Here is a 26,964-nt window from a genome sequence, read left to right on the forward strand (position 1 = left end):
ATTCCTTCGATCTTTATTTTCTTTCCGTGTACTGAACACCATATGAAGTGAGCAGTTCACAAAATTCGTCGGCGTTAAGCGGCATGGTATGAACAGAACGATTTCGCGAATTATCGAATATTACAAAACTGGTAAAGGGATGAAACATTGCCCAATACGGACCTGCATCTTTTTGTTTTGACATATTGAAGAAAAAATGATTATGATATCTTCGTATAACAGAAAATTCTTCCCATTCGATTTTTTTCTTATATTTCAAAAATGAGATCTGCATTCCCCATTCATAAATGTAAATACTGGTTAAAGTATTTATAATTCCAGCAGCCGTACCAAAAGTATAAATCATAAACCACAATATCATAAGTGCTTTATCTTGCATGTTATAAGAACTAATTTGACCTTTTCCCTCTTCCCAAAAATTCAGCATAAGGTATCCGCAGCCCATAAATACCAATATACTAAAATATTTATAAAATTTACGATATCCTGCCTTCATATTTGCCACCTACTAATTTAACTTTTTGAACATTTCCGCTTTTACAACATCAAAGTTGTCTGCGCAAAGGAATCTGCACAATTCCAGATCGTAATAGCGGCTGGCGGTGACATAGAGCTTGGTGTCGTCATCGTAGCAGTAAGCACGATAGCGGAATGGATTGAGCTTTCCGATATTTTCTCCGCTGGTATCGGTCAGACCGGTCTGTTTTCCCCATATTTAAAACGAGCATTACCTCTATTAGAAATATAATACTTGTTTTTAATGAATATGCATGGAACTCATCTTTTCCATTTACCCATATACTCACCACATAGTAATTAATAATAACACACAGAATCAAATCTACACCTGTACCAAATTTTCCCCATATTACTTTCATACAATTTTCTCCTCGTTATTTCTTTCGACTGTGCAATATTCGCACCACTTGTATCCATGGTATTTACCAGTTCTCCCCCTGCATCGTAAGAATAGTTTACTCCCTGCTTTCCATCGCTGTCAATCCGTCCGATGACATCGTTTTGCAAAGATGGGATTTTATACTCTTCCCCCGTAAAAACAATATGCTTTATGGCAGTTGATCCATCCCGCTCCCGACAGCAGTCTGCCCCAGCTTTTGTTTCTGATTTCTGTGATCGTATAGCTTCCCTGGTCTTTGATGACTCCCACCACCGGGTATTCTACTCCGGGACCTGTGCGGATGTTGAGCGCCGGGTCTGTTACACGGTAGATGCCGGGATTGTATTCACTTTTCTCACTGCCGTCTTCTGTTTCCCGAATCAGACGCTGGAACCGCTCCCAGTCTCCCCGCTTCTGAATCTGGGACGGGCAGTTTTTGCTGCAGATGTCGTAATGCCGGTAAACTGCATCTGATGGAATCCCCGTCTCGTTCATCAGGTTTTTCACCAGCTCCACCGTATGTAAAAATGCGGTTTCGTAATCATATCCTTTCTGCACGCACATCTCAACCGCGATGCTGTTCCGGTTTCCATATCTGCCGAATAGATTTTTACTTCCATAATTTCTCCCGACATGCCAGCATCCTCTGCTGTGCGGCGCAGCCTGATAAGCGATCTCCCCGTCATCTACGTAATAATGCGCCGACATAATCTGAAAATTTCCCTGGTACTGCGCTCTTGCATGCGCGCGGGCATCGGCTCCGGCGGCAAAATTGTCTGTATTGTGTACCACAATACACTGCGGATGATTTTCCGACCATGTATTCTGGTTGCTACAATAGCTTCTGTCAACCCTCATTTACTCTGCTCCTCCTTTCTCAGCACATCAATCCTTGACCGCAGAACCTCAGGGATTTTCACACCCATCAGCCCTGCATTTTCCAGGATGGAAACCGCTTCATTTAAAATAAATCCAATGCAGACGGCATCCCGCAGGTAATTCGTCTGTGTGAGCTGATCCAGTTTTTCCGCGACCAGCACAAAGAACAGCATCATCCCTTTTCTGCAAAGCCCTTTCCATCCCGCACGGCTCTCCAACGTTCCGTTTTCAGATTTCGGACTCTTTTTAAAAACAACAGGAAGCAGAACACCTCCTGTGATCCAGTCAATTGCCATGAAGCAGACCAGCGTTTCCAGCGCCGCATCCCAGCCTCCAAACTGCGCCGCAAGGAAGCTGCCTGCTGCGGCAATGATCGTGCGATAAATTGATTTCATTGGCATTTCCTTCTTTCTTTTTCTAAATTTGCATATAAAAAGGGAAGTGGCTGGTAATTCGTGGATCTTACGGCCACTTCCACTCTTTTTGTATGTTATTTACTTTCCGTATACTTGACACCGTATGAAGTGAGGAGTTCACAAAATTCGTCGGCGCTGAGCGGTATGATTCCCCAGCCCGGTCCGCGGAACTTGTCGAATATCATGATACTGGTAAATGGGTGATAGGTACACCAGAACAAACTGTCATCTTTCTGTTTCGATATGTTGAAGAAAAAATGATCATTGTATCTTTGTATCACAGTAAAATCTTCCCATTCTATCTTTTTTTCATAGCCCCAAAAAGATAACATTATTCCCCATTCATAAATATAAATTCGTTTTAGTAGAAATGTCACAGTTCCATAAGCTGCTATGCTTAAAAAGAACATTATTCCTAGAAACACTATGATACTTGTTTTTAATGAATAGGCGTGGAACGCATCTTTTTCATTTACCCACAGGCTCACCCACCAATAACTACTAATAGCACACACAATCAGGTCTACGCCGGTACCAAATTTTCCCCATACTACTTTCATACAATCTTCTCCTCGTTATTTCTTACGCTTTGCCTTTGTACAAAACTATTTTTCTTCGCGCAAAGGCATCTTAAAACTTTTCTATCTAAGCGCTGGAAGTCCTATATTTTGCATTTTTCTGGAAATTGCAGGCTTATTACTCTGCCAGTTCTTCTTTTTCCCCCCAACTTTTTTTGTACTAAAGTTGATGTTGCTGTTTTTCTTAAGTGTTGATCCATTTTTATTTGCCTGTTTCTTGGGTTTTCCAAACATTCCATCCAAAACATCGCTTTTTGGATAGCTCAATAATGGAGACTGAAAAAGATCTGTAAAAGCACTCAATGCATCCTCAATAGCGTCATTTTTCACACACACATTATATGTTTTAAGTTCGAACACTGTCATTATAGCATCGTAAACGCCTGCACCCATCGCTCTTGTTATATTTCCCGATTCCTGATACTCTGAATAAAACCCTTTCGCACCATTCGTCACAATTGAAAAAATAATTGCTCCGCCTCCTCCCAAAACACAACCAACTGCACTTTCTATGGCCGCTTCTACAAGTCCTTCTAAAGTTACTTTCTCATTTTCCAGTCCGCACTGTACTGCATATACAAGCATCCCTATGGCTACTTCCCGCACTAACTTCCATGGAGTGGTTGGTTCAAACTTCAGAATCCAAATCCCAAAGCTGCCGTCCTCATCCACCGCATTCACCGGATTGTTGCAACAATACACATACAGATTCTTGCCGTTTATGCTGAACATTTCCGCTTTTACAACATCAAAGTTGTCTGCACAAAGGAATCTGCACAGTTCCGGATCGTAATAGCGGCTGGCGGTGACATAGAGCTTGGTATCGTCATCATAGCAGTAAGCACGATAGCGGAACGGGTTGAGCTTTCCGATATTTTCTCCGCTGATATCGGTCAGACCAGTCTGTTTTCCCCATGCATCGTAAGAATAGTTTACTACCTGTTTTCCATCGCTGTCAATCAGTCCTATGACATCATTCTGGCTGTTGTACAAGTAATAATACTCTTTTTCTCCCTTTTTCAGCATCAGCGGGGATTTATCCGCACCGTAAACAAACTGAACCAGTACATCTCCATACTTCGTTCCCATCAGTTTGTTTCCGCACCAGTAGTTCTTATGGCTGATTCCGTTCAGGTCTTTCAACTGGACTCTGTGTCCTTCGCTGTCGTAATGGTAAACTGCTTTCTTTCCGTTTAAGGTCAGACTCTGCAGCAGGCTTCCTCTGTACCAGGTCAGTGTTCTTCCCTGATAAGCTGTAATGTTGCCGACCGCATCATAGGAAATGCTGCTGCCATTATAGGAAATAAGCTGATCTTTCCATCCTGAAGCACGGTAGGTAAACAGATCTGTCTTTACCGCATTGCCCAGTGTTCCCGTTGTATAGGAATACTCTTTTCTGGACGTCATATTCATTCCGGCATCGTAGGTATACGTAATACTCTTATTTTCCCATGCAGAATCCACACGGGTCAGTTCACTCAAAGCATTATACGTATATTTTACTTTCTGAACACCATTCTCGGAAATCGTAACAATATTTCCCACAGCATCATAAACAAAGGACAGTTTCTTTCCGTTATTGTTGATTTCTTTGAGAAGCAAGGTTGTAATTCCTGCTTTTCTTCCCGGCACAAAAGTGTACCTGTTCTTTCTGCAATGCAGATCGGCATGGAACTCGCAAAAAGACAGCCTGCTGCCTGATGGATTGACTCCATTCTTAAGGCAGTAGGCTGTCTTTTCCGCTATACCCGCTCCACTAATAACTGCTGCATCGGTGTGAGTGTTTCGGTTTTCAGTTCATTTAATTCCCTGATCTTATCCGTTGTCGTATAAAATTTCTTTGCGATATCCCACAGTGTATCCCCCGGCTTGACGAAGTAGCAGGTGATGCCCGGGAGGCTCTGCAGTTCTTCCGGATCTCGGTCTTTTTCTTCGACGTACTGCATTACCATCTCTTTTCTGCGGCGGAAGACGAGGGCGTTCAGGTTCAGTACGACTTTGGCTTCGATGTCGCTGCTGTCCGGCATGGTTGTGGAGAGCTGGTCAATGGAGGACTGGAGTTCGTAGCGGCAGTCCGGTCCGATTCCCGGGACTTCGATGGTGTGGCGGAAGGGTATGGCGGTTTCGGCGGCGTAGAACGGCATTTCATCGTCGCTCACGACATAGAGCGCCCTGAGTTCCACCACGCCGGTTACTTCGATGCCGTTTTCTACGATTCTTTCCTCGTCGATCTTGATTTTGCCGTCGCTGTGGCAGATCTGCAGAATTTTATTTTTCGGCACGCGCATCTGCAGTTTGTCGGTCAGGCGGCATTTGGAGGAATTGCGGATCAGAAGGCTCTCCAAAGTCTCCTCCTGCACTTTTGGAATGCATTCTCGGTGCGGATGGTAAACGTCCTGCAGAAGTGATACGGTTTCTTCCTGATACAGACAGATGTCAAGTTCGAGTACGGCCTCCGCCTGCAGGACCCGCTCCTCGCCGTCGGAATCGGGCTGGATTTCGAGTGTGGTCTGGCCGAGTGTGCTTTCGATCCGCGGGATCATCTCGGAGATGCAGCCCTGGCATTCCACTTCTGCCTGGAACGGGAGCGCCTGCTCCACCCACTGCAGCGGGTGATCCTCCTCGCCGTCGCTGTACAGACAGAAGACAAAGAGTTCTCCCTGCGCACTGACCCGCCCCTCCTCAGAGCGGAGATCGAGACCGCGCACTTCCAGATCCTGCCAGAGAATCTCGTGCAATTCCGGCTTGCCGGACGGAATCGTAAGCTCCTTTTTGACACGCAGCACATCTTTTTTCTGCACTGCAAGCTCAACCACGCGGTATTCCTGCCTTTTTACCGCGACGTCGCTCTCCCCGCGGATTTCCATCGGCACGGCAAGGTCGCACAGTTCCTCGATCCACGCGTGCAGCGTGACGATCGCGCGCACGCCCAGCTTCCGCGAGTTGATGAGATGCAGGTTCAGATCTTCCACTTCCCAGGTGATGCAGACCTTGTCGCCCCCTGTCAGACCATCGAGATGGATCGTCTCGTCGATCGGAAGCTCGCCGGAGAGCTGGCAGATCCGGCGCCGTTCGCCGTCGGAGACGTACAGCAGATGAAAGGTGAGGCCGCCGAATACACGCGCTTTTCCTTCCGAAATCTGCACATCCCCGATCGTCACCTCGCCTTTTTTCTGAATCATCCGCCCCACATCGGGCCTTGCGTCCGGCACATTGTAGTCCTCGTCAAACGTAATCTGTGACACCGCTTCGCTTTTTCTGCTGATCTGATGCAGAATCTTTTTTACAAAATCCATAAGGCTCCTCCCACTCTAATCCTCAAATACGACTGAGATTCCCGCCGCCGCTTTCGTTTTCAGCACGACGTAAGGGCAGGAGGCGGCGCCTTTCTGCTCCTCCTTTGCGGCAGGTCCGACGAGTTTTGTCCGCACGAAAACGGCGTTTTCCGATTTCGATACTTCTTCGATCTGTATGGAAAAGCCTCCGCTTTTCTGCTTTCCGTAGCCGCGCAGTATGTAGAGATCGTCCCCGCTCTCGTACGCCATCTGGAACGCGGATTCTTTTTTCTTACGCAAAATCTGATCGATTTCCGGCGGAAAATCGCCCGGCTTTACAATCGCATACGACAGTTCTTTCCGCTCGCCCTCGCTCACATCTGTGATCCGGCACGATGCTAGGAGCATCAGGATCACCGCCGCCAGAAGAACTCTTCCCCGTCTCTTTTTCTTCATCATTCCAAACGCCGCTTCCCGCTCTTTCTATCCATTGTATGACGGGCCACAGTCTTCTATGACGCAAAATCTTTTTCCGAAAAAGACGAAAGTTATTGCAACCCGCCCCATATATGACGTATACTGAAAAGTACGCAATAATTGAATATCACTATTTTTACCAAGAGGAGAAAAAGATTCATGATTCGTTTTATTCTGGTCATTCTGACCGCTTTTCTGTATCTGATTCTGTCGATCCCGGTGCTTCTTGTTCTGCTTCTGATCCGGAAGAAAAAGCCGGAGGTCTGTGACAAGGTAAGCCGCTCCCTGATCCGCTGGATTTTTCGCGTAATTCTGTTTTTTTCCGGCACGAAGATCACCGTAAAAGGTCAGGAAAATATTCCGAAGGACCGGGCTGTTCTATACATCGGCAATCACCGCAGCTATTTCGATATCCTTGTAACCTATACAACGGTTCCGGGTTCCTGCGGATTTGTCGCCAAAAAAGAACTTTCACGCATTCCGCTGTTAAAGAACTGGATGGAACTCATCCACTGCCTGTTTCTCGACCGTTCCGACATCAAGCAGGGTCTGCAGATGATTCTCTCCGGATGTGAGGAGATCAAGAGCGGCACTTCCATCTGTATCTTCCCGGAGGGTACCCGCGGCAAGACGGAGAGCGAGCTGGAGCTCGGCGAGTTCCACAACGGTTCATTCAAGATGGCAACGAAAACCGGCTGCCCGATCATTCCGCTTTCGATTTCCGGATCCAGAGAAATTCTGGAAGCACATTTCCCGAAGATCCGCGGTACCCACGTTACCGTAACGTACGGCAAGCCGATCATTCCGGGCGAGCTTACGAAGGAAGAGAAAAAAGAGATTGGAAATTATACGAAAAACATTCTATTAGAACAATTGAAAGAAAATGCTTGAAAATGCCAGACCCCTGCGATATAATAAATATATAAAAAGAAAGCACCCACTCCAAAGTGGATGCTCTCGAGAAAAGGGTTAAATGTTCTTACGAACACCGCCTATCCCGTTTGCCGACGGGGTAGGCATTTTTATTTTCGCTTATTTCTCTTATCGAGAAAGGTAAGCAACGCAATGATGAAGCCTCCGAAGGAAATCAGTAAAGCTAAGATTCCCAGAAAAACCATAATAATTTCGTATGCTGTCATTTACGCCACCTCCCTTCCTATGTATTCATTAGCTCGGGAGGCTACCACCCTGTCATGGGTACTTTCCAGTTTAAAATTTTATCATAATTTCTGTGCTGTTTCAAGCATCTCCACAATCTTTCCATATTCCATAAAATGCGATGCCTTTACCAGAATCTGATCGCCGTCCTGTAAGAGCTTCGGCAGTTCTGCCATCAGGCTCTCGCGGTCTGCAAAGTGGCGTACCTCAAGCTTCGAATCAGCCTCTTTTGCCGCTTTTGCAAGATGCTCGCAGAGCGGTCCCGCACAGTAGAGGGCGTCAATGCCGCAGGTTCCGGCGTGTGTGCCGACTTCGGCGTGAAGTGCTGCCTCATCGGTTCCAAGCTCGCCCATATCGCCGAGTACAGCCACTTTTCTTCCCTTCGCCTCTTTCAGAACATCGAGAGATGCCTTCATCGAAACCGGGTTTGCGTTGTAGCAGTCATCGACAACGGTGTATTTTCCTGTCTCGATGATGTGGAATCTTCCGCTCACCGACTGCAGTGTCTCGATTCCCTGTTTGATCTGCTCCAGCGTCAGCCCGTACATGCATCCGACTGCGGTTCCGGCCAGCGCATTGTAAACCATATGGCGTCCCGGAATCGGAATCAGTGCAGAAAAGCTCCCATGCGGGGTATGAATCCGGCAGGAAATGCCGCGGAAGCCCTGGCTCTCGATCTCATCGGCATAATATTCGTTTTTTTCATCCAATCCGAAATGAACCGGCTTGATGCCGTGAACCGTTCCAACAGTAGACAGCTTATCATCGTCCCCATTGATGATAATGTGCCCGTTCTCACGCAGATGATCAAAGATCTCGGTTTTTGCCTGTAAAATACCGTCTCGCGTCTTCAGATTTTCCAGATGGCACCAGCCGATATTCGTAATGACTGCGGTCTCCGGGCGTGCGATCTTCGCCAGACGGTGCATCTGGCCGAAATCGTCGATTCCCATCTCGAGAACCGCCATCTCATCTTCCTCACGCAGACGGAAAACAGTGAGCGACAAGCCCAGCTCATTGTTGAAGTTCGCATCCGTTTTCAGCACACGGTATTTCTGCGCCAGCACCGACGCGATCGTCTCTTTCGTACTGGTCTTTCCAACGCTTCCCGTAATGCCGACAACCGGAATATTGAGCTGCTGCATATAGTATTCTGCCATTGCTTTAATGGCCTCCATGGAATCCTTCACGAGGATATACGGGCATGGCGGTGTTTCAAGTTTCTGCTCGGAAATGACAGCAAGTGCGCCCTGGGAAGCCACGTTCGGGATAAATTTATGGCCGTCCACACGCTCACCCGGAATTGCAACGAAGAGGCTTCCCTCTCCCGCTTTCCGGCTGTCCGTCACGATATCCGTGACTTCCGCTGTTTTCTTTTCTTCCGATCCGAAGTAGATTCCGCCGCACACCTCTGTGATGTGCGCAAGTGTCATATTTTTCATGCGTTGTTACCTCTTTTTCTGAGAGAAAGCTGGATCAGCAGCTCGCAGAGTTCCGGATAGGAAATGCCGAGTACCTGTGCCTCCTGCGGCAGAAGGCTGGTCGGGGTCATGCCCGGAAGGGTGTTTGCCTCGAGGCAGTACATTCTTCCGTCCTTGCGCATCATAAAGTCGAGACGGCAGTAGTTTTCGATACCGAGAGCGGCAGCGCCGTCCTCTGCGTGCTTCTGCATTTCTTTCGTCTGCTCCTCCGTCAGTACGGCCGGGCAGGTATCAACAGTAGCTCCGACTTTGTATTTGTTCGTGTAATCATAGAAGCCTTCGATCGGTGCAATCTCGATGATCGGGTAAGCCTTTCCGTCTACCACGCCAACGGAGAACTCTCTTCCCTCGATATACTCCTCAACGACAACCTCCGGTTCGTAGGAGAAAGCATCCTTCATAGCCTGCCAGTATTCTTCGTTCGTGTGTGCAATATAGACACCGACACTGGAACCGCCGCAGCACGGTTTTACGACAACCGGAAGCTCCAGGCCAAAGCCGGACAAAGGCTCGCTCTCCTGGCCTTTTTTCAGGGTCACGCCGTTCGGGGTCGGCACATGGTGTGCACGGAAGAACTGTTTTGTGATGGATTTGTCCATTGCGAGGGCGCTGCTTAAATAGCCCGTTCCGGTATACGGAATGCCGAGCAGATCGAACGTAGCCTGTACCTTTCCGTCCTCTCCGTTTGCGCCATGCAGGGCAAGGAAAACAACATCCGCTGCCTCGCAGAGTTCCAGTACGTTCGGTCCGAAAAATCTGCGGCGGGATTCGATCATTTCGTTTAATCCTGCATCAAAGCTGTGCATATATTCTGCTGCTTTGTCTATATCGTACGCCTCCTCTGCAAATACATCTTCCAGGTTCCCCTTCACATCGATACCGCAGAAAACGTCTACCAGAACTGCCTGATGGTTTTTCTCGCGGAGTGCCTTGCAGACCATAGTTCCCGATGTAATGGATACCGAACGTTCCGTGCTGGTTCCTCCAGCTAATACTACTATTTTCATCTATCAAAATCTCCTTTATTTGATGTGCTTCTGCTGTGATGCTTAAGCGTTTTTCCTACAGGCTGTTTTTCTGTGTAGGCTGCGGCCCGGTTACATCATCCAGGCTATAGTATACGATAACCGGGTCACCAATTTCAATAGCATTGAACACTTTTTCTGCTTCTGTGTATGGGGTATTCACACATCCGTGGGATCCGTTCGTCAGATAGATGTCCCCGCCGTACTCGGTACGCCAGCTCGCATCGTGGATTCCGACGTCGCCGTTAAACGGAAGCCAGAACATGACATGGCTCGGATAGAGCTTGAAATCACAGTCACTTTTTTTCGCATCCACCGCCCAGACACTGCCTGCCGGAGTGTCATAGCCCGTCGCATGATTGCCCGTTGTGACCGGTGTTTCCGTCACCAGAACGCCATCCTTGTAGCACCACATTTTCTGCTGGGAAATGCACACCTCGACGTATGTATTTCCGATATCATTGGCCGAGCGGTCATTGGCCGTATAGAGGTAAACCGGGTCGAGATTTCCCTGTGTTTCGTCCTCGATCGCCTGCAGAAGTGCCTGCGTCGTCTCCTCCTTGTCGATGCACCAGCCATAATCGCCGCCCGCATTCAGGTTAATGGTCGCGCCAAGACTCGTTTTGAAGGTATGCGCCAGCCCGAAGGTGTCCGTCTCATACGCCATATGGCGCACAAAAGCTGCCGCTTCGTCCTGCGAAATCGTGTAGGTTCCATCCTCCCCCTGTACGAGCCAGCTCTGTAAGGTCGCCCGGTCTATGGCATAGCTGTTTTCACCGATTACATACGTGATCCGCGCCGCTGTCAGGTGGTTCAGTTCCGCCATTTCCCCATTCAGTGCTTCATCATCCTGCGTAATGCCCGGTTTCCGGTAAACATCTTTTTCTTCCAGATCCACGCTCGCCGCTCCGGCATCCAGCGCCTCGATGACAGCCTGCTCCGCCTTCTCATAGTCCACCTGCTCGCCCTCTGTTTCCGGCACAATAACGTACGAGGTTCCGTCATCCGTCAGATACGCATCCGTCGGCGCTTCCTGCTGTTCTTCCTGAAACCCTTCCATCGTCTGCAGTTTTTCCTGCACCATTTCTTTGTCATAGACAGAGTCCGCCGCCACCTGGTTTTCTTTCTCTTTCCAATAGAATGCAGGCCATGCAAGAGTATTCTGGGACTCCAGCAGTTTTTCCACCGCGTGGTCGTCCACATACGTGAGGCCGATCTCCGTGCCGCTTAATGTCTCTGTTTTTCCACCGCGCTCAGTAATGCTGAGTGTATAATCCACAATGTGCTTCTGAATTTCCTCTTTGACCTGCTCTGCGGTCAGCCCTGCGCAGTTCAGTCCGTTGATCGCGGTTTTCGGGAAAAAGTGGGATGCATAGTAATGCCCCACGCCCGCGTAACCGCCTGCGGCCGCAAGGAGTATGAGTCCTGCGGCAATTCCTATTACTTTCTTTTTCATGTTTTTCCTTTCTGTCCCATAGAAAATTTCTTTTTAACTTTCTAATAGAAAAAAGCCGGAACTCCCACACCAGAGTTCACAAAAACTGTGTCCCCCGGGAGAATCCGGCTTTTGTATTTTTACTTATCTGTTATTTGCTTTCCAGAATCTTATCCACGCTGACCAGTTTGACACTCAGCACGAATACCTGACCTGCGATTTCCAGCTCTTCCGGTGTCGGGAAGGACGGTGCAATACGGATGTTGGAATCCTGCGGATCGTTGTGATATGGATACGTTGCGCCCGCGCCTGTCATGGTAAGACCGGCCTCTTTTGCCTTTGCAACGATCTTCTTTGCGCATCCCTCCATCGCATCGAAGGAGATGAAGTATCCACCGTTCGGTTTTGTCCAGGAAGCGATGCCAAGGCCGCTCAGCTCCTGATCCATTACCTGCAGAATTGCCTCGAATTTCGGTCTTAAGATCTCAGCATGCTTTTTCATCTGATTCATCACGCCGTCCAGGTTCTGGAAGAATTTTACATGGCGCAGCTGATTCAGTTTATCATGACCGATGATCTGGAAGTTCATGTACTCCTGTGCCTCTTTGAGGTTTGCCTCAGAAGAAATGAGAGCTGCAATTCCGGCTCCCGGATAGCTTACTTTCGAAGTGGATACGAACTCATAGACCATATCCGGATTTCCGGCTTTCTCGCACTCCTCGATGATGTTCAGCAGGTGATCCTGTCTGTCATCATACAGGTGATGGATAATGTATGCATTATCCCAGAAAATACGGAAGTCTTTGGCTGCCGGTTTCAGGTTTGCAAATCTTCTGACGGTCTCATCGGAGTAGGTGTAGCCCTGCGGGTTGGAGTATTTCGGTACACACCAGATTCCCTTGATGGCGTCATCTTCTGCAACGAGTTTTTCTACCATGTCCATGTCCGGTCCTTCCGGCGTCATCGGAACATTGATCATCTCAACGCCGAAGTACTCGGTTACACCGAAGTGACGGTCATAGCCCGGTACCGGACAGAGGAATTTTACTTTGTCCAGCTTGTTCCACGGAGTGCAGCCTGCAACGCCCTTCAGGAACGAACGTGCTACGGTATCAAACATAATGGTAAGGCTGGCGTTTCCGTAAACGATGACGTTTTCCGCCGGAACCTCACAGATATCTCCGATCAGTTTTCTTGCTTCCGGAATACCGGTCAGCACGCCGTAGTTCCGGCAGTCGGTTCCATCTTCTGCGAAGGTGTCTTCATTTTTCGAGAGAACGGTAAGCATTCCTTCCGTGAGATCTAACTGGGCTGCTGCAGGTTTTCCTCTGGAAATATTCAGATTGAGGCCTTTTGCTTTTACCTCTGCAAATTCCTGCTCCAGTCTGGCTTTCTCGGCAACTAATTCTTCTTTGGTCCATTCGATATACGGTTTCATGAAACGTCCTCCCTTGTACTTTCCTTACCCGTTTTTCAGGTTTCTTGCTCAACTAAAGACCATTTTACCAGATCATGAGTTTCTGTCAAGGAGAACTTGCATGTTTTATACACTTTTCAGCATTTTATCCCACTTTTTGCAGTTTTATACTTCATTTCCTGCAATTTCAGCCAAATGTTTTTCGTATGACGGACATACGTCCGCTGCCAAAAGATGTTTTAAACGTTGTCAGACTGCCATCTTCCCGATGCACCGCACGGCAGAACAAGGCCGGTCGACTTGACCGGAAGGCCGATTTCCTGTGCTTCTACGTGGCCTTTGTACTGTTTTAATTCCAGGGAAATCATGTACGTCAGGACAGCCGGTGCAAGTCCTGTCGTGTAAGAATTCACAAGGAAGAACAGCGGGTCATCGCTTAAGAGCTGCGTGCAGAGCTTGATGAACGGATGAATCGACTCCTCGATTTTCCAGATCTCGCCCTTTGGTCCTCTTCCGTAGGACGGCGGGTCCATGATGATCGCGTCGTAGTGGTTGCCTCTGCGGATCTCGCGCTCGACAAATTTGGTGCAGTCATCCACAAGCCAGCGGATCGGCTTGTCCGAAAGGCCGGACACGGCAGCGTTCTCTTTTGCCCAGTTGACCATGCCTTTGGATGCATCGACATGTGTGACGCTTGCGCCTGCTGCGGCCGCTGCGAGCGTTGCGCCTCCCGTGTAGGCGAACAGGTTCAGCACTTTAATCGGGCGGTTGGCACGGCGGATCAGATCGCCGAACCAGTCCCAGTTCGTTGCCTGCTCCGGGAAAAGGCCGGTGTGTTTGAAGCTGAACGGTTTCAGGCGGAAGGTCAGGTCTTTATAGTTGATCTCCCACTGCTCCGGCAGATGGAAAAACTCCCATTCTCCGCCGCCCTTGCTGCTTCTGTGATAATGACCGTTTTTCTTTTTCCAGCCCGGATTTTCTTTTTTCGTGTTCCAGATGACCTGCGGGTCTGGTCTTACCAGAAGGTAATCTCCCCACCGCTCCAGTTTTTCTCCGCCGGACGTATCCAGCACTTCATAATCTTTCCATCCATCTGCTATCCACATTTTATTGGTTTCCTTTCTCTTTTATCTCAAAATTTATCGTGTTCTGAATTGTACGTTCCTATGATACCATAAAAGTATTGTTTTTCCAAAACATTTCTTATATCATAGTTCTGGGCATCCGCGCATTTGATCCGGAAATCTGCCCGTGGAAAGGATTTTTCTCATGGAAACCGTACTCTTATATCAGATCAAAGGAACGAAAACAGCTGTGCTTTTAAAGCCGGTTCTCTTAAAGCTCGGTATCCGCGTGCGCATTGTGGAACCGGAACAGTATCTCCAGTCGATCGGATTTCTTGCCGGAAATAAAGCATTTGCAGAATCCCCCGAAGCCTATGACGGCGCCGGATTTGATGAACCAATGATGGTCATGGCCGGCTTTTCCGAGCGGAAACTTGATCTTTTTCTCACCGAAATGCGCCGGAAAAAAGTGCCGCCGATCGCCCTCAAAGCCATCGTCACAACGCAGAACCAGGCGTGGAATTCGCTGCAGCTCTACAGAGAATTAAAAGAAGAACACGAAAAAATGAAATCGTACCGGAAATAACTGGTCTGGTCAAAAAATCCGGAATTGGAACTTTTTCTTCATGCCACCACTCCCTATAATAGGGTGCAATCAAGGAACGAAAGTTCCAGATACCAAAGGAGTGCGTTGTTATGAAAAATGAAAAAGTCTGGAAAATCGCAATGACAGGTGTCTTTGCAGCCCTTTCCTACGTTGTCTTCACCTTCCTGCAGTTCAAAATCTGGCTGCCAGGCGGAGATGCCACCTCAATCCATTTCGGAAACGCTGTCTGTGTGCTCGGTGCGCTAATTCTCGGCGGTGTTTACGGCGGAATCGGCGGTGCGATCGGCATGACCATCGGAGATCTTCTCGATCCGGTCTATGTGGTATACGCACCAAAGACCTTCATCTTAAAATTCTGCATCGGCCTCATCGCAGGACTGATCGCACACAAAATCGGTAAAATCAACGAGCAGACCGATCAGAAACAGATCTTCAAATGGGCACTGCTTGCAGCCATCGGCGGACTTCTGTTCAATGTGATCTTCGATCCGCTCATCGGTTACTTCTACAAACTGGTTCTTCTTGGAAAACCGGCAGCAGAGGTTACCTTAAGCTGGAACGTAGCGGCAACTTCCATCAACGCCGTACTTTCCACCATCGCTTCCGTTGTCATCTACATGGCACTGCGTCCGGCTCTTCAGAAATCCGGACTGTTTAGCCAGGTAAAGGCAGCAGCGAAATAAAAAAATAAATTTCATTTACGCGATATCCAAAAAAGTCACCATGTTCTATTTCGAACCGGTGACTTTTTTCATGCATTTCTTTTTATTTTTCAGCGGTGGCTGCTGCCTCTTCTTCCTCGTGCTTCGGGGTCAGCTTCTCGTTGATGAATCCATTTTCTTTCATCTTCTCTTACTCCTCATCTTTTGTTTTTTCTCCGGCGAACCACGCTTTTTCAATCATTTCCAGTTCCCGGATATCAATACAGTTGGGAATGCTTCCTTCTCTTACCGCCTTCTGGCACTCTTTGAGATCCATCCAGCGGACTGCTTCTACTTCCGACTCCTGTAGATGCAGTTTTTCCGCCTCGACCGGCTTCGTGTAAAGATACACGGCGCTGACCTCATGATCGTGGAACGGTTTTCCGTAAAAAACACCGTGTGATACTTTTTCCAGCAGGCCAAGATCCCTCAGCTCCTCTGCCTCTGCGTGGATGCCGAGCTCCTCGCCGATTTCCCGCAGAGCCCCTTCCAAATACGTATCGCCCGCCGAAAGATGGCCGGCGCTTGAAATATCGTAGCAGCCCGGATTCGAATCTTTCCAGGCACTCCTTTTCTGCAGCAGTACCTCACAGCCGCTCTTCTCATTCGCCCGTGCAATCCAGATATGTGCCGTTCCGTGACACCGTCCCTCACTGTGCGCCACGCCGCGTTCTACGATGGTTCCGGTCGGCGTGCCGTCGCCTGAGCGCTCCTCAAAAAGTTCCATCTGTTTTCCGTTCAGCACCGCTTCTGCGAGCGTGTCGCCCACATACCGCAGCTTCAGGGAGAAAAACGGCTCGTCTTCATTCAGAAGGCGGAAAAAGATTTTGTCTCCCTCCCACAGATTCAGGTGCAGGACGTCCTCTTTTTTCACCCAGGCGAGTTCGCCCTCATCACATGCAATCGGTTCTCCCGTAAATCCGTCTGCCGTGTAGAGACACATATACTCCATGTACTCCACCGTTTTGCTGTTTTCTGCCTCTGTCACAAAGGTAACGAGACCGCGGAAACGCCAGCTCGTCAGCGTGTAGCCGGTTTCCTCTTTTACTTCACGCAGCAGGCATTCCTCCGGGCTTTCGCCAAGTTCCGCATGGCCGCCGACGCCGATCCACTTGTCCTTGTTGACATCGTTCTTTTTCACCGTGCGGTGCATCATCAGATAGCTGTCATCCTTTTCGATGTAGCACAGCGTTGTCATGCAGCCTCTGCCTCTTTCTTCTGTTTTTTCCTCCATCTTTGACTCCCTCCGTCGTGTGCCGGACTTCTTTCCGCTTCTTTTGTTTTTCAGGAAAAATGTATTTCTGCACACACCTTTTTCTCGTTTTCTATTCTACCATACTTTTTCAGAATTCCAGCAACAAATTTCTATCTTTTTGCAGATCTTTCACGAAAAATGTAACGACCATTCCGCATCTTCTTGACTCTCACACAGTACTGTGTTAAAGTGTCTGTAATTGATGTTTTGTCACCCGTAAACAACGTTTCTTATCATTTCTTACATTTGAGGTTTTCATGATGGAAAAACAGACGATAGTTGTGAAAGTCGGCACCAGCTCCCTGACACTCTCAGACGGAACCATGGATGCTGAAAAAATACGGAACATTACGACCCAGCTTGCCGCGCTGCAGACGGCAGGCCACCATGTGATTCTCGTTTCCTCCGGTGCGATCGCCGCAGGCTTTTCCCGTCTCGGCTTTAAAAAACGGCCGACGAAAATTGCCGATAAACAGGCTGCCGCTGCTGTCGGCCAGGGCCTTCTGATGGAGGAATACACGAAAAATCTGATGGCGTACCAGATTCCGTGTGCGCAGATTCTTTTGAACCGCAGTGACTTTGAGGACCGCCGCCGCTATAAAAACATCTTCGGCTCCCTCTCCGTCCTGCTCGGGCGCGGTGCGATTCCGATCATCAATGAGAACGATACGATCGCGATTGAGGAGCTGAAGGTCGGCGACAACGACACGCTCTCCGCCCAGGTGGCTGCGATGCTGCATGCATCGCTTCTGATTCTGCTGACCGATATCGACGGGCTCTACACTGCCAATCCAAAGAGTGACCCGAATGCGCGCCATATCGACGTGGTAAATGAGATCACGCCGGAGCTCACTGCTGCGGCAGGCGGTGCGGGATCGGGCAACGGAACGGGAGGCATGACAACGAAGCTCTCCGCCGCTTCGCTTGCCACAAGAGCCGGTGTGCCGGTTCTGATCTGCTCCTCGGCGGAGGAAAACAACATTGTGCGTGCGGTGAAAGGAACCGCAAAAGGAACGTACTTTACCGCCAGCGGCCACAACATGAAAACGCGTCTGCAGTGGATGGCATTCTATGCGCCGAGTGCGGGCAACCTCTACGTCGATGAGGGTGCCGCAGAAGCACTTGCTGTTCAGGCAAAGAGCCTGCTTCCCAAAGGCATCGTGGCAGTCGAAGGCGATTTTAAGAAAGGCGATGTCGTCAGCGTCTTCCGGCGCGGCAGCCATGAATATCTCGGAAAGGGCATTGTCAACTATGACCGGCCGGATCTGCAGAAAATCATGAACGAAAGCACCAGCCACACGGAAGCAATCAACCGCGATAACTGGATCGGCGCGGAATAAATGGTGCCGAATAAAGCATTCTTTTGTTTACGAAAATTCCCCTCCGTGTTATAATATTTGTATTCAGCCGGCTGCAGGTTTTTCTTTCAGCGAGGAAAGGAAGCTGCATCCGGTTTTCCATGTGCTTTTGGTTTTACTTCGAGAGCACAGCAAACACAAAGGAGGGTTTTTACCAATGAAATACGATTTTACATCTCTGATGAACCGCAGCGGCCACGATTCGATCGCTGTCGATCAGATCCCGATTCCGGGTGCGGAAGTCAAAGAGGGCTTCTCCCGCATCCCGATGTGGGTGGCCGACATGAACTTCCCGTCTCTTCCGACCATTCAGGAAGCAATTCACGCGAGAGTCAACGAACCGCATTTTGGCTACTTTAATCTGCCGGATGCATATTTTGACAGCATCATCCGCTGGCAGAAAGAGCGCAACGGTGTGGAAGATCTGCCGCGTGAGGCGATCGGCTATGAGAACGGCGTGCTCGGCTGTGTTGCTTCGGCTGCTGCCGCTTTTACATCCCCGGGCGAATCCATTCTTCTGCATTCCCCGACATACATCGGTTTTACCGGTGTTCTTGAGAACTGCGGACGCAATATCGTTCTCTCCGATCTTGTTCAGGATGAGAACGGCGTATGGCGTATGGACTACGCCGATATGGACCGCAAGTTAAAAGAACACAACATTCATTTCGCGATTTTCTGCTCTCCGCACAACCCGACAGGCCGTGTCTGGGAGCGCGAGGAAATTGAAAAGGCGATGGAAATTTACAAAGCAAATGAATGCGTTGTCATCTCCGATGAGATCTGGTCTGACCTGACACTGCCGGGCTTCAAACATATCCCAACGCAGTCCGTTTCGAAGGATGCACGCGAGCGCACCATCGCACTTTATGCACCGTCCAAGACCTTTAACCTGGCTGGCCTTGTAGGCTCCTACCACATCATCTACAACCGCATGCTGCGCGACCGTGTGGAGAAGGCTTCGTCCCTTTCTCACTACAATTCTCCGAACGTACTCTCTGTTCATGCGCTGATCGGCGCTTACCGTCCGGAGGGATACCAGTGGGTGGATGAACTGCGCGAAGTGCTGAAATCGAATGCGGATTATGCGTACAACTACATTCTCGAGCATTTCAAGGGCGTGAAGCTTTCCAAACCAGAAGGAACGTACATGCTGTACCTCGACTGCGAGGAGTGGTGCAAGGAGCATGATACCGATATGGATACACTGCTGAAAGCCGGTGTTGCTGTCGGCGTGATCTGGCAGGACGGACGGCCGTTCCACAGACCGTATGCGATCCGCCTGAATCTGGCACTGCCGCATGTGCTTGTGAAAGAGGCATTTGACCGTATGGATAAGTATGTATTCAATGCGAAATAATTGTATTTTCTAATTTTATAAGCCAAACATAATGAAAGACCGAAACGGACATTTTCCTCTGCCGTTCCGGTCTTTCGCTGTTTTGTGCATCCTGTTTTTTCAGTTTTGCTCCAGCTCCCGCTGTGCCAGCATCTCTTCCACGTTGATGCCGTACTTCTTTAAATTGACGCGGCCGTTTTCCAGCACAATGCCGTCTGCCTCCAGCATATCCGCCTGTTTCCCGGCGCCGCCGAAGACAAATTCCGCGGCCAGTTCGCCTTTGGAGTTTACCACACGGTAGCATGGAATGTGCTCCGGATCTGTGTTTTTATGTAAGGCGTTTCCCACGGCACGCGCCATCTTCGGCTCGCCTGCAAGCGCTGCTATCTGGCCGTATGTCGCCACTTTTCCGCGCGGAATCTGCTTTACCGCCTCATAGATTCTTTTGGTCGGGCTGTCCGTGATGATGTCGTAGCTCTCGGCGATCATGGTACGCACAGCGTCATCGGGTACGGTTCCGTCGAGGAGAATCGTGTTCCAATGTTCTTTGTTCTGATGATATCCCGGGATAACTGACGCGAATGCATCGCGCCAGTAGTCCCGCCATTCCGGGTTTGCTTTTACATTCAGCTGAATGATTCCGTCCTTTTCATAGACCCACAGAAATGCCTTTTTGCTTCCTTTCACGCGGATGAGCTGCCAGTTGTCATCGTGGAACGGTGCTTCCTGATATGTGTCCGGGAAGGAAAGGCCATAGGATAGCGCTTCTTCTCTTGTCTTCATTGCAGACTTCCTTTCTTCCTGTCGCGGGTGTTTTGATGTTTTTTCCGCAAAACACCCGCTTTTTTCTGTATTCGTCCTGCCGCTGCGATTCTGCTTTTTTCTGCGGCATTTTTCTTTATTATATCAGTCCGCCTGCTTCTGCGCAATTTTTCACCTGCTATTTTTTCATCTTCGGCTGGAAAATCCAGCTTGCAAGATACGCGAAAATCAACGCCGCTGATGTTCCGACAGCCCCCGCCTTTAATCCGCCCTGGAACAATCCTAAAAATCCGCTTTCTTTTACGGCATCTTTTACTCCCTGAAACAAAAGATGCCCGAATCCGAGCAGCGGCACCGACGCGCCTGCCCCGGCGTATTCTGCAAATGGATCGTAGAGTCCCATAAAGCTCAACACCGCGCCCGTGCACACAAGCGTTACCATAATTCTTCCCGGCAGCATTTTCGTGCGGTCGAGCAGAATCTGGCACAGGGCACAAATGAGGCCGCCGACCCAGAAGGCATTGAAATATTCCATAAACGTTCCCATTTTACACATCCTCCTCCCGCTCGATTACAACCGCCTGTGCAATACCAGGCACGCTGCTGCCCTCCTGAAAGCTGACCTTCGACATCAGCGCACCAGTCGGTACAAACAGAATCCTCTTCCACTCTCCGTTTTCCAGCTTCGGCAGCAGATACTCCGCCAGCACCGATGCCGCACAGCCGCAGCCGCTTCCGCCCGCGCCGGTGTCCTGTTTTGCCGGATCGAAGATCAGCATGCCGCAGTCACTGTGCTGTTCCGAGATATCGTATCCTTTTTTCTTCAGCAGCTCCAGCAGAATTTCCCGCCCCACAACGCCGAGATCTCCCGTCACAATGCGGTCGTAATCGGCCGGTTCCCGGTTGAAATCGACGAGATTCTGTGCAATCGTATCGCACGCAGCGGGGGCCATGCAGGCGCCCATGTTCTGGTTGTCTTTCAGCCCGTAATCAATGATTTTTCCCGTCGTAGCGCCCGTGATTTTCACTCTGCTCTTCGTTTTTCCAAGCACACACGCGCCGCTTCCCGTCACCGTCCAGCTCGCGGACGGCGGGCGCTGGTTTCCGTAGGCGAGCGGAAAACGGAACTCCTTCTCCGCCGTTCCAAAGTGGCTCGATGTCACCGCCAGCACCCGGTCACCGTATCCTCCCGCGACTGCCATCGCGCCAAGCGAAAGCGCCTCTCCCATCGTCGAGCAGGCACCGAACAGGCCGTAGAGCGGGCAGTTCAGATCCACCAGACCGAACGATGATGCGATTGACTGTGCCAGAAGATCGCCCGCAAAAATCATGCGGATCTGCTCCGGCCTCACATTGGCTTTCTGCATTGCCAGCTTCGCGGTGGCAAGCTGCAGTTCACTCTCGCCCTCCTCCCAGCTCTCCTGCCCGCACATCGGGTCCGAAAGCGTGTGCGAAAAGTATTCGCCCAGCGGTCCATCCTTTTCCTTTTCTCCTACAATCGCCGCGCTGCCCTCGATATAGACGGCTTTGGCAAACGAGATGCTCTGCTTTCCTGTCATCTGTCTCATCGGCAAATTCCTCCGTTTTCTTATTTTGCGTCTTACCATTTCTGACCTTCAGTATTTCCGTTTTTTCCATTCTTACGCATGATTTTCCTGTTTTAGGGAACTCTGTACGCTGTAGCACAAAAATCCTGTTTCAGAAACTTTTAGAGGAATGTTTTTCATGAGTGAAATGCTGTATCTTCAGACGGAGCGGAATATCAAAATCACCAGTCCCGTCGTGACGCTCGGCGATGTGGCGCAGCTTTCCTGTTCAGACGGCGCTGTCCTCGCCCGCAATCAGGTCCGCCGCGTGGCGCATCTTCCCGATGACGGATACGGGCGCTACGTCTGCTCCGCCTCCACCCTCGTCCGCCTCGTCACGGAGGCCGAGGAGCACGTCGATGTCACCCACATCGGCGAGCCGAATTTTATTTTAACGTACGAGGATCCGCGTCAGAAAAACACCTGGATCAGCTGGTGCAAAACGATTCTGGTCGGCATCCTTACGTTTATCGGAACTGCGTTTTCCATTATGACCTTCCACACCGACATCGGCGTCCGCGAGCTGTTTTTGGATGTTTACACCCGTTTTCTCCCGCAGATGACGCCCGGATTTTCGGTGCTGGAAATTTCATATTCCATCGGCATCGGCCTTGGCGTCGTGCTCTATTTCAACCATTTCGGACGGCGGAAATTCACGCAGGACCCGACGCCGCTCGAGGTGGAAATGCGGGTCTACGAGGATGATATCGATACGACCATTATCGAACAGAACGACCGCTCCGGTAAAGGAAAGGAGGCTTTTCATGCGAATCCTGCCAGAGATCCTGCTGATCACAGCCGGTCTTAGCCTTGGCTTTTTCATCGCGAGCGGCCTTGTCGCGCTTGTGATCGGCCTTGGCATCGTGACACGGTACGCCGGCATCACAAAGACAGCAGGGAGCCTGCGTTTTTACGAATGCTGCTGTATGGCCGGGGCGCTGTTCGGCGATCTTTTCTCGCTTGGCACCTTCTCGTTTTCCCTGCCCTCCTGGACGGCCGGTGTGTTCTGGCTTTTTGCGGGCATTTATCTGGGAAGCTGGATCATCGCGCTCGGCGAAGTCGTCAACCTGTTTTCGATCCTCTGCCGCCGGATCGGACTGACGCGCGGACTGCCGTTTGTAATTCTCTGCATGGCGGCAGGGAAAATCGCGGGCTCTCTCTATTATTTTGCAAGTGGATTTCAATAAGAACTGGAGGTAAGATGTGATGCAGAGTTTAAAAAGTGAACGGGCAAAAAAAGAATACGAACAGTTTGTCAAAGAGGTGACGCCAAAGCAGAATCTCTTCTGCAATATGGCAAAAGCCTTTATCGTCGGCGGTCTGATCTGTGTCGTGGGGCAGATTCTGCTCCATATCGGCAAAACGCAGTTCTCGCTCAGCAAAGATGACGCCGGCTCCTGGTGCTCGCTGATTCTGATCCTTAGCAGTGTGATTTTAACCGGCCTCAACATCTATCAGAAAATCGTCACCTTTGCCGGCTGCGGTGCGCTCGTCCCGATCACCGGCTTTGCCAACTCGGTTGCAGCTCCTGCGATTGAATATAAAAAAGAAGGACAGGTCTTCGGCATCGGTGCGAAAATTTTCACCATCGCCGGACCTGTCATTCTGTACGGTGTCTTTGCAAGCTGGCTGCTCGGCTTTCTCTATTGGCTGTGGACCGCTGCCGGGAACTGGTTTTAAATCAGTTCCGCAGCGCTTCCGCCTCTTCTTTTGTGCAGCCCTCGCGGCTGTAACGGGCTTTTTCATAGCCGTCGTGCAGCCGTCTCATACCGTCGCCGGAAAGCTCGTTTCTCTCTTCCAGCTCCGCCGGGGTTTCGGCTCCGGTCGGCTGGTATTTTCCGGCTTTTTTGATCGTTTTTTTATACTGCCGGCGGATACGCATATTCGGGGAGAGATAGCCCTCTTTCTTTTCCCGCCGCCACGGCAGATTTTCCCGTTCGTCGTTTCCCTGATGCAGGAAGAGAACTTCGTCCTCCTCATCCTCTGAGAAGGCTTTTCCCGCATTTTTTACGCTCTGGTAAATCGCCCGCAGAACCGCGATTCCGACGGCAACCATCACAAGATACATGACCGCCGTAAAAAGATTCTGGATCCACTGCGGCATCGGTTTGTACTCTTTGTCCCCCAGCATATCGGACAGATCGGCCTGCTCCATGCCCTGCGGCGTCTCGGCCTCCGGTGTTTCGATCGTAAGATCGCTTTCCAGCTCTTTCGGCTCATAACCTGCGATCGCCTCCGCAATCGGATCCTTTCCGTAGAGCGCCGATGGGAGCACGAACAGTACCAGAAGGAGTACTGCAATTTTCAGGATCAGTTTTCCCGTCCGCTGCATCGTCTCCACCGGGAGATTGGCGATTTTCTGATGGTCACGGATGAACCCGTGCATGCCGTCGAGGTACTGGCAGAAGAAGCACAGGAATACATCTGCAAAGAAAAACCAGTAGATCAGATGCCAGTAGAACGGCATTTTCATCAGCACACCGATCACATACTGTATCATAAACCAGAGAAAATGAAGGGGCTTTGGCTCATCGAGGAGCGTCGGGATCTCCCACGCTTCCATATCCGCCAGCGGCATTGAGCCGGCCGGCAGTTCCTGCGCTGCTTTCTTTAACTGGTCTTTGCGGATTCTGACATAGCCGCGGATCAGGAAAATCACAGCGGCCATAAGACCCGTCATCACGCCGGAAAGGCTCTCCAGAAATGCAGGAGAAATACCGTTCTCAAACTTGTTTTTTCCATCGTTTGCCGCCGCAGCCGCTTCAATTACCGCTGCCGCCTGCACACTGAACAGGGAACAGAAAAATTTCGCTGCCAGATACGTCACCGCGCAGACCGCAATTCCGCCAAGCAGAAACTGCCAGAGTGCTTTCGTTTTCCGGATCAGAATCCAGCTTGCAGCGGCCGGAATCAGCAGCAATAAGGATATGGCGCAGAAATACAGCGCCTCCCTTCCCGTCAGCTCCAGAAAACCGGCGGCAAAGCCATAGATGCCGGCGAATAAAAGCCAGACATGAAGCCAGGTCAGCGGGATCTGTACCGGTGTCTTTTTTATTTCCATGGTTTCACCTCCCAGCCGATTGCGGTGTACGCACGGTTCTGCTCCGACGGAACTTCTTCGCCCGGCAGATACGGAATCACCCACAGAACCTGGTTCTGCGCACCAGAGAGCAGATGAAGCGCCTCACGGACCTCATCGGTTCTGTTTTTGGATACGACAACGTAGGTGTGGCCGGTGAGCTCTTTTTCCGCCTCTTTGTGCAGAAACTCCGCGCTGCCTGTGAGATTGCCCCCAAGCTGCACGCACGCCAGTTTCCGGTTCAGCTCCGCTGTTTTTCCGGCGCCCGCTGCCAGATGGACACGCAGCTCCTCGCCGGTCTCCTCATCTTTCGCATTGCTCTTCACCCACAGATTCATCTTGTTTTTCACCATCCGCGCCGCAAGCGAAGACGTGATGCGGATGCTCTCCTCGACCTGCGCTTCCTCGCGCAGAATGTTGGCGTCCTCGATATCGAGAAGCACCGTAACTTCCACGCTCGTCGTCGCGTCAAACTGATTGACCATCAGATCTCCCATCCGTGCCGACGATTTCCAGTTGATGCGGTTCATCGGGTCTTCTTTCCGGTAATCGCGGATACCGGAAAATTCAAACGGGTCCTCGTACAGGCGATTCCGTGACAGAACCATGCCCGACACGGCACGGCAGATCATCTGAATCCGTGCAGTATCGACCTGGCGCGGGTAAACGTACATCTGTGTCTGCTGCGGGTAATCGCTGTAAAGACCCTCCCGGAAAAAAAGATCGTACGCTACGGCATGCGCACCGGTGATCTCGTAGAATCCTCGTTTTTTCGCCTGAAACGGCAGTGTTCTCGTGACCTGCTGATGAAACAGGAACGAAAAGACATCGCGTTTGTAGCTCTGGTCGGTGATGCTCGCGTTTGCTTTTGCCTCGCGGTCGAATTCCAGATTGCGGCTCATCGAAATGCCAAGCTCGAGTGCCGGAATCGGCAGCAGTTTGTCGTTTACGACGACCTCTTTTAACGTACTCTCCTCGCCCTCATAGATCGCAGAATCCTGGAAGCTGACCTGGATTTTCAGATTTTTCTGCCAGTTTTTCTGGTACAGCTTTTTCTGCAGAAACCAGGCAAGCGCCATTCCAAATAGTAATAAAAGAAGCATAGTCCGTTACCTTCCTGACCAGTTTTCGGTCGGCAGACCGATGCGGTTTAAAATTTCCTCGATCACCGATTCTGCGGCTCTTCCGTCGTCTGCGCCGATCTGCATGGTGAGACGGTGTGCGAGTACCGGAACAGCCACGGTCTTGAAGTCCTCCGGCACAACGTAGTTTCGTCCCTGCACCAGCGCGTGGCCCTGTACGGCACGTAAAAATGCGAGTGTTCCACGCGGGCTCACACCGCTTGCAAATTTGCTGTTGACTCTCGTCTCCTGTACGATGTGGACGAGATACTGTACCAGTTCCGGATGCAGGTAGACTTCTTTACACGCCTCCTGCAGGGCACGGATTTCTTCTTTTTGGCAGACGGACGACAGCTCGGCGAGCGGCTCCTCGGTCAGAAAACGGGCGATCATCTGTGTCTCTTCCGCCGGGCTTAATGCTTCCATCGAAAGTTTCATTAAAAAACGGTCCATCTGCGCCTCCGGCAGCGGGAAGGTTCCGAGCGTCTCGAGCGGGTTCTGCGTGGCGATGACGAGGAACGGCTCCTCAAGCGGCCGTGTCACACCGTCCACGGTGATCTGGCGCTCAGCCATGCACTCGAGAAGGCTGCTCTGCGTCTTCGGCGTTGCACGGTTGATCTCATCGGCAAGCAGAATGTTGCAGAAGGCAGGGCCTTTCGAAAAGACGAACTCTCCGCTTTTAGCATCAAAATAATTGAGACCGGTAACATCGGACGGCAGTAAGTCCGGTGTGAACTGGATGCGGCCGAACTCTGCCTCGACGGATTTCGCAAGGGATTTCGCCATGACCGTTTTTCCTGTTCCCGGGACATCCTCGAGCAGGATATGACCTTTGGCAACAAGGCAGGTCAGGACAAGCTCGATCGTGCGCTCGTTTCCGATCATGACCTTTGCGATATTTTCTTTTAATTGCTGCAATACATTATTTTCCATGTTTTGCTTCCTCCAATAGTAAGATTTAATAAAAAAATCCACCCCTCGCTGTTCTGTTTTATGAGAACAGCACGATAAATTTATTTTACTGCACATATTTTCGGAAGACAAGCAGAAAAA

Annotated in this window: 28 protein-coding genes; 8 read left to right on the plus strand and 20 right to left on the minus strand. The window is 50.3% G+C overall.

Features of this window, described 5'->3' with window-relative positions; genetic code table 11:
• Positions 1–13: 13 nt before the first annotated feature.
• From DW743_RS11560 to DW743_RS11595, 7 genes are all read right to left on the minus strand, one after another.
• A complete protein-coding gene (locus DW743_RS11560) occupies positions 14–496 on the minus strand; it encodes a hypothetical protein (protein ID WP_117761627.1) in 483 nt (160 codons plus the stop codon).
• A 540-nt stretch (positions 497–1,036) separates the two neighbouring features.
• Positions 1,037–1,756: an N-acetylmuramoyl-L-alanine amidase gene (locus DW743_RS11570; protein WP_055219951.1), complete on the minus strand. Its 720-nt coding sequence runs from the start codon at positions 1,754–1,756 to the stop codon at positions 1,037–1,039.
• A complete protein-coding gene (locus tag DW743_RS11575; RefSeq protein ID WP_117509847.1) occupies positions 1,753–2,172 on the minus strand; it encodes a phage holin family protein in 420 nt (139 codons plus the stop codon). Before DW743_RS11575 ends, DW743_RS11570 begins: the two co-directional genes overlap by 4 nt.
• 95 nt (positions 2,173–2,267) lie before the next feature.
• A complete protein-coding gene (locus DW743_RS11580) occupies positions 2,268–2,753 on the minus strand; it encodes a hypothetical protein (RefSeq protein ID WP_055219954.1) in 486 nt (161 codons plus the stop codon).
• Between the two features lie 81 nt (positions 2,754–2,834).
• Complete coding sequence (locus DW743_RS11585; RefSeq protein ID WP_117761626.1) at positions 2,835–4,403, minus strand: RHS repeat domain-containing protein; 1,569 nt, start codon at positions 4,401–4,403, stop codon at positions 2,835–2,837.
• Positions 4,404–4,513: 110 nt separating this feature from the next.
• A complete protein-coding gene (locus DW743_RS11590) occupies positions 4,514–6,067 on the minus strand; it encodes a DUF3794 and LysM peptidoglycan-binding domain-containing protein (protein ID WP_117761625.1) in 1,554 nt (517 codons plus the stop codon).
• 15 nt (positions 6,068–6,082) lie between these two features.
• On the minus strand, positions 6,083–6,505 hold the full coding sequence (locus DW743_RS11595) for a protease complex subunit PrcB family protein (protein WP_117509843.1): 423 nt from the start codon (positions 6,503–6,505) through the stop codon (positions 6,083–6,085).
• A 177-nt stretch (positions 6,506–6,682) separates the two neighbouring features.
• On the opposite strand from DW743_RS11595, the gene DW743_RS11600 reads away from it, so the two are divergent.
• Positions 6,683–7,414 carry a lysophospholipid acyltransferase family protein gene (locus DW743_RS11600; protein WP_055228029.1) on the plus strand — a complete coding sequence of 244 codons (732 nt, stop codon included), beginning with the start codon at positions 6,683–6,685 and terminating at the stop codon, positions 7,412–7,414.
• A gap of 131 nt (positions 7,415–7,545) precedes the next feature.
• On the opposite strand, the gene DW743_RS18480 is transcribed toward DW743_RS11600, so the two are convergent.
• The 6 genes from DW743_RS18480 to DW743_RS11625 all read right to left on the minus strand — a co-directional run bounded on the left by DW743_RS18480 (position 7,546) and on the right by DW743_RS11625 (position 14,145).
• Positions 7,546–7,662, minus strand: a complete 117-nt coding sequence (locus tag DW743_RS18480) for a putative holin-like toxin (RefSeq protein ID WP_226906323.1) — start codon at positions 7,660–7,662, stop codon at positions 7,546–7,548.
• A gap of 81 nt (positions 7,663–7,743) precedes the next feature.
• Positions 7,744–9,123 (minus strand): UDP-N-acetylmuramoyl-tripeptide--D-alanyl-D-alanine ligase, encoded by a 1,380-nt coding sequence (locus DW743_RS11605; protein ID WP_117761624.1) that lies wholly within the window; start codon positions 9,121–9,123, stop codon positions 7,744–7,746.
• Positions 9,120–10,169, minus strand: coding sequence for a D-alanine--D-alanine ligase family protein (locus DW743_RS11610; protein WP_117761623.1), 1,050 nt, complete (start codon positions 10,167–10,169; stop codon positions 9,120–9,122). Before DW743_RS11610 ends, DW743_RS11605 begins: the two co-directional genes overlap by 4 nt.
• Before the next feature lie 55 nt (positions 10,170–10,224).
• Positions 10,225–11,643 (minus strand): L,D-transpeptidase family protein, encoded by a 1,419-nt coding sequence (locus tag DW743_RS11615; protein WP_117761622.1) that lies wholly within the window; start codon positions 11,641–11,643, stop codon positions 10,225–10,227.
• A gap of 130 nt (positions 11,644–11,773) precedes the next feature.
• Entirely contained in the window at positions 11,774–13,060 is a 1,287-nt protein-coding gene (locus DW743_RS11620; RefSeq protein ID WP_022461783.1) for a hypothetical protein, read from the minus strand.
• A 218-nt stretch (positions 13,061–13,278) separates the two neighbouring features.
• Complete coding sequence (locus DW743_RS11625) at positions 13,279–14,145, minus strand: class I SAM-dependent methyltransferase (protein ID WP_022461781.1); 867 nt, start codon at positions 14,143–14,145, stop codon at positions 13,279–13,281.
• 145 nt (positions 14,146–14,290) lie between these two features.
• Here DW743_RS11625 and DW743_RS11630 point away from each other — a divergent pair, with 145 nt between their 5' ends.
• Both DW743_RS11630 and DW743_RS11635 read left to right on the plus strand, forming a co-directional pair.
• Positions 14,291–14,689, plus strand: coding sequence for a DUF3783 domain-containing protein (locus DW743_RS11630; protein ID WP_226911627.1), 399 nt, complete (start codon positions 14,291–14,293; stop codon positions 14,687–14,689).
• Between the two features lie 110 nt (positions 14,690–14,799).
• Entirely contained in the window at positions 14,800–15,393 is a 594-nt protein-coding gene (locus tag DW743_RS11635) for an ECF transporter S component (protein ID WP_022461779.1), read from the plus strand.
• A 169-nt stretch (positions 15,394–15,562) separates the two neighbouring features.
• Here the strand turns inward: DW743_RS11635 and DW743_RS11640 are convergent, their stop codons facing one another.
• Positions 15,563–16,645 carry an NUDIX domain-containing protein gene (locus DW743_RS11640; protein ID WP_117761621.1) on the minus strand — a complete coding sequence of 361 codons (1,083 nt, stop codon included), beginning with the start codon at positions 16,643–16,645 and terminating at the stop codon, positions 15,563–15,565.
• A gap of 278 nt (positions 16,646–16,923) precedes the next feature.
• Here DW743_RS11640 and proB point away from each other — a divergent pair, with 278 nt between their 5' ends.
• Together proB and DW743_RS11650 are read left to right on the plus strand one after the other, a co-directional pair.
• A complete protein-coding gene (gene proB, locus DW743_RS11645; RefSeq protein WP_226906324.1) occupies positions 16,924–18,006 on the plus strand; it encodes a glutamate 5-kinase in 1,083 nt (360 codons plus the stop codon).
• Positions 18,007–18,181: 175 nt separating this feature from the next.
• A complete protein-coding gene (locus DW743_RS11650; RefSeq protein WP_055219980.1) occupies positions 18,182–19,384 on the plus strand; it encodes a MalY/PatB family protein in 1,203 nt (400 codons plus the stop codon).
• A gap of 99 nt (positions 19,385–19,483) precedes the next feature.
• Here the strand turns inward: DW743_RS11650 and DW743_RS11655 are convergent, their stop codons facing one another.
• From DW743_RS11655 to spoVAD, 3 genes are all read right to left on the minus strand, one after another.
• Positions 19,484–20,146, minus strand: coding sequence for a methylated-DNA--[protein]-cysteine S-methyltransferase (locus DW743_RS11655; protein WP_055220159.1), 663 nt, complete (start codon positions 20,144–20,146; stop codon positions 19,484–19,486).
• A gap of 157 nt (positions 20,147–20,303) precedes the next feature.
• Complete coding sequence (locus tag DW743_RS11660; protein ID WP_117761653.1) at positions 20,304–20,660, minus strand: SpoVA/SpoVAEb family sporulation membrane protein; 357 nt, start codon at positions 20,658–20,660, stop codon at positions 20,304–20,306.
• A gap of 13 nt (positions 20,661–20,673) precedes the next feature.
• Positions 20,674–21,693, minus strand: a complete 1,020-nt coding sequence (spoVAD, locus tag DW743_RS11665) for a stage V sporulation protein AD (protein WP_055219982.1) — start codon at positions 21,691–21,693, stop codon at positions 20,674–20,676.
• Between the two features lie 157 nt (positions 21,694–21,850).
• Between spoVAD and DW743_RS11670 the strand changes: the two genes are divergently transcribed.
• The 3 genes from DW743_RS11670 to spoVAC are packed head-to-tail and all read left to right on the plus strand — an operon-like array spanning position 21,851 to position 23,391.
• Positions 21,851–22,519 carry a stage V sporulation protein AA gene (locus tag DW743_RS11670; protein WP_055219984.1) on the plus strand — a complete coding sequence of 223 codons (669 nt, stop codon included), beginning with the start codon at positions 21,851–21,853 and terminating at the stop codon, positions 22,517–22,519.
• Positions 22,476–22,898, plus strand: a complete 423-nt coding sequence (locus tag DW743_RS11675; protein ID WP_191901198.1) for a stage V sporulation protein AB — start codon at positions 22,476–22,478, stop codon at positions 22,896–22,898. Before DW743_RS11670 ends, DW743_RS11675 begins: the two co-directional genes overlap by 44 nt.
• Before the next feature lie 19 nt (positions 22,899–22,917).
• On the plus strand, positions 22,918–23,391 hold the full coding sequence (spoVAC, locus tag DW743_RS11680; protein WP_022461770.1) for a stage V sporulation protein AC: 474 nt from the start codon (positions 22,918–22,920) through the stop codon (positions 23,389–23,391).
• A 1-nt stretch (position 23,392) separates the two neighbouring features.
• Here spoVAC and DW743_RS11685 read toward each other — a convergent pair whose 3' ends face one another.
• The 3 genes from DW743_RS11685 to DW743_RS11695 are packed head-to-tail and all read right to left on the minus strand — an operon-like array spanning position 23,393 to position 26,844.
• Positions 23,393–24,772: a DUF4129 domain-containing protein gene (locus DW743_RS11685; protein ID WP_117761620.1), complete on the minus strand. Its 1,380-nt coding sequence runs from the start codon at positions 24,770–24,772 to the stop codon at positions 23,393–23,395.
• Positions 24,763–25,893, minus strand: coding sequence for a DUF58 domain-containing protein (locus tag DW743_RS11690; protein ID WP_022461768.1), 1,131 nt, complete (start codon positions 25,891–25,893; stop codon positions 24,763–24,765). The genes DW743_RS11685 and DW743_RS11690 overlap by 10 nt, the downstream gene beginning before the upstream one ends.
• Before the next feature lie 6 nt (positions 25,894–25,899).
• Positions 25,900–26,844, minus strand: a complete 945-nt coding sequence (locus DW743_RS11695; protein WP_117761619.1) for an AAA family ATPase — start codon at positions 26,842–26,844, stop codon at positions 25,900–25,902.
• Positions 26,845–26,964: the final 120 nt, after the last annotated feature.

The organism is Blautia sp. AM28-27 (genome assembly GCF_003480905.1).
In the GTDB taxonomy this organism is placed as follows: Bacteria; Bacillota; Clostridia; order Lachnospirales; family Lachnospiraceae; genus Fusicatenibacter; species Fusicatenibacter saccharivorans.

Bases quoted from the DNA above. Each gene is read 5' to 3' on its own strand.
- DW743_RS11560 (WP_117761627.1), bottom strand. From the start codon at position 496: ATGAAGGCAGGATATCGTAAATTTTATAAATATTTTAGTATATTGGTA.
- DW743_RS11570 (WP_055219951.1), bottom strand. From the start codon at position 1,756: ATGAGGGTTGACAGAAGCTATTGTAGCAACCAGAATACATGGTCGGAA.
- DW743_RS11575 (WP_117509847.1), bottom strand. From the start codon at position 2,172: ATGAAATCAATTTATCGCACGATCATTGCCGCAGCAGGCAGCTTCCTT.
- DW743_RS11580 (WP_055219954.1), bottom strand. From the start codon at position 2,753: ATGAAAGTAGTATGGGGAAAATTTGGTACCGGCGTAGACCTGATTGTG.
- DW743_RS11590 (WP_117761625.1), bottom strand. From the start codon at position 6,067: ATGGATTTTGTAAAAAAGATTCTGCATCAGATCAGCAGAAAAAGCGAA.
- DW743_RS11595 (WP_117509843.1), bottom strand. From the start codon at position 6,505: ATGATGAAGAAAAAGAGACGGGGAAGAGTTCTTCTGGCGGCGGTGATC.
- DW743_RS11600 (WP_055228029.1), top strand. From the start codon at position 6,683: ATGATTCGTTTTATTCTGGTCATTCTGACCGCTTTTCTGTATCTGATT.
- DW743_RS18480 (WP_226906323.1), bottom strand. From the start codon at position 7,662: ATGACAGCATACGAAATTATTATGGTTTTTCTGGGAATCTTAGCTTTA.
- DW743_RS11605 (WP_117761624.1), bottom strand. From the start codon at position 9,123: ATGAAAAATATGACACTTGCGCACATCACAGAGGTGTGCGGCGGAATC.
- DW743_RS11610 (WP_117761623.1), bottom strand. From the start codon at position 10,169: ATGAAAATAGTAGTATTAGCTGGAGGAACCAGCACGGAACGTTCGGTA.
- DW743_RS11615 (WP_117761622.1), bottom strand. From the start codon at position 11,643: ATGAAAAAGAAAGTAATAGGAATTGCCGCAGGACTCATACTCCTTGCG.
- DW743_RS11620 (WP_022461783.1), bottom strand. From the start codon at position 13,060: ATGAAACCGTATATCGAATGGACCAAAGAAGAATTAGTTGCCGAGAAA.
- DW743_RS11625 (WP_022461781.1), bottom strand. From the start codon at position 14,145: ATGTGGATAGCAGATGGATGGAAAGATTATGAAGTGCTGGATACGTCC.
- DW743_RS11635 (WP_022461779.1), top strand. From the start codon at position 14,800: ATGAAAAATGAAAAAGTCTGGAAAATCGCAATGACAGGTGTCTTTGCA.
- DW743_RS11640 (WP_117761621.1), bottom strand. From the start codon at position 16,645: ATGGAGGAAAAAACAGAAGAAAGAGGCAGAGGCTGCATGACAACGCTG.
- proB (WP_226906324.1), top strand. From the start codon at position 16,924: ATGATGGAAAAACAGACGATAGTTGTGAAAGTCGGCACCAGCTCCCTG.
- DW743_RS11650 (WP_055219980.1), top strand. From the start codon at position 18,182: ATGAAATACGATTTTACATCTCTGATGAACCGCAGCGGCCACGATTCG.
- DW743_RS11655 (WP_055220159.1), bottom strand. From the start codon at position 20,146: ATGAAGACAAGAGAAGAAGCGCTATCCTATGGCCTTTCCTTCCCGGAC.
- DW743_RS11660 (WP_117761653.1), bottom strand. From the start codon at position 20,660: ATGGAATATTTCAATGCCTTCTGGGTCGGCGGCCTCATTTGTGCCCTG.
- spoVAD (WP_055219982.1), bottom strand. From the start codon at position 21,693: ATGAGACAGATGACAGGAAAGCAGAGCATCTCGTTTGCCAAAGCCGTC.
- DW743_RS11670 (WP_055219984.1), top strand. From the start codon at position 21,851: ATGAGTGAAATGCTGTATCTTCAGACGGAGCGGAATATCAAAATCACC.
- DW743_RS11675 (WP_191901198.1), top strand. From the start codon at position 22,476: ATGCGAATCCTGCCAGAGATCCTGCTGATCACAGCCGGTCTTAGCCTT.
- spoVAC (WP_022461770.1), top strand. From the start codon at position 22,918: ATGCAGAGTTTAAAAAGTGAACGGGCAAAAAAAGAATACGAACAGTTT.
- DW743_RS11685 (WP_117761620.1), bottom strand. From the start codon at position 24,772: ATGGAAATAAAAAAGACACCGGTACAGATCCCGCTGACCTGGCTTCAT.
- DW743_RS11690 (WP_022461768.1), bottom strand. From the start codon at position 25,893: ATGCTTCTTTTATTACTATTTGGAATGGCGCTTGCCTGGTTTCTGCAG.
- DW743_RS11695 (WP_117761619.1), bottom strand. From the start codon at position 26,844: ATGGAAAATAATGTATTGCAGCAATTAAAAGAAAATATCGCAAAGGTC.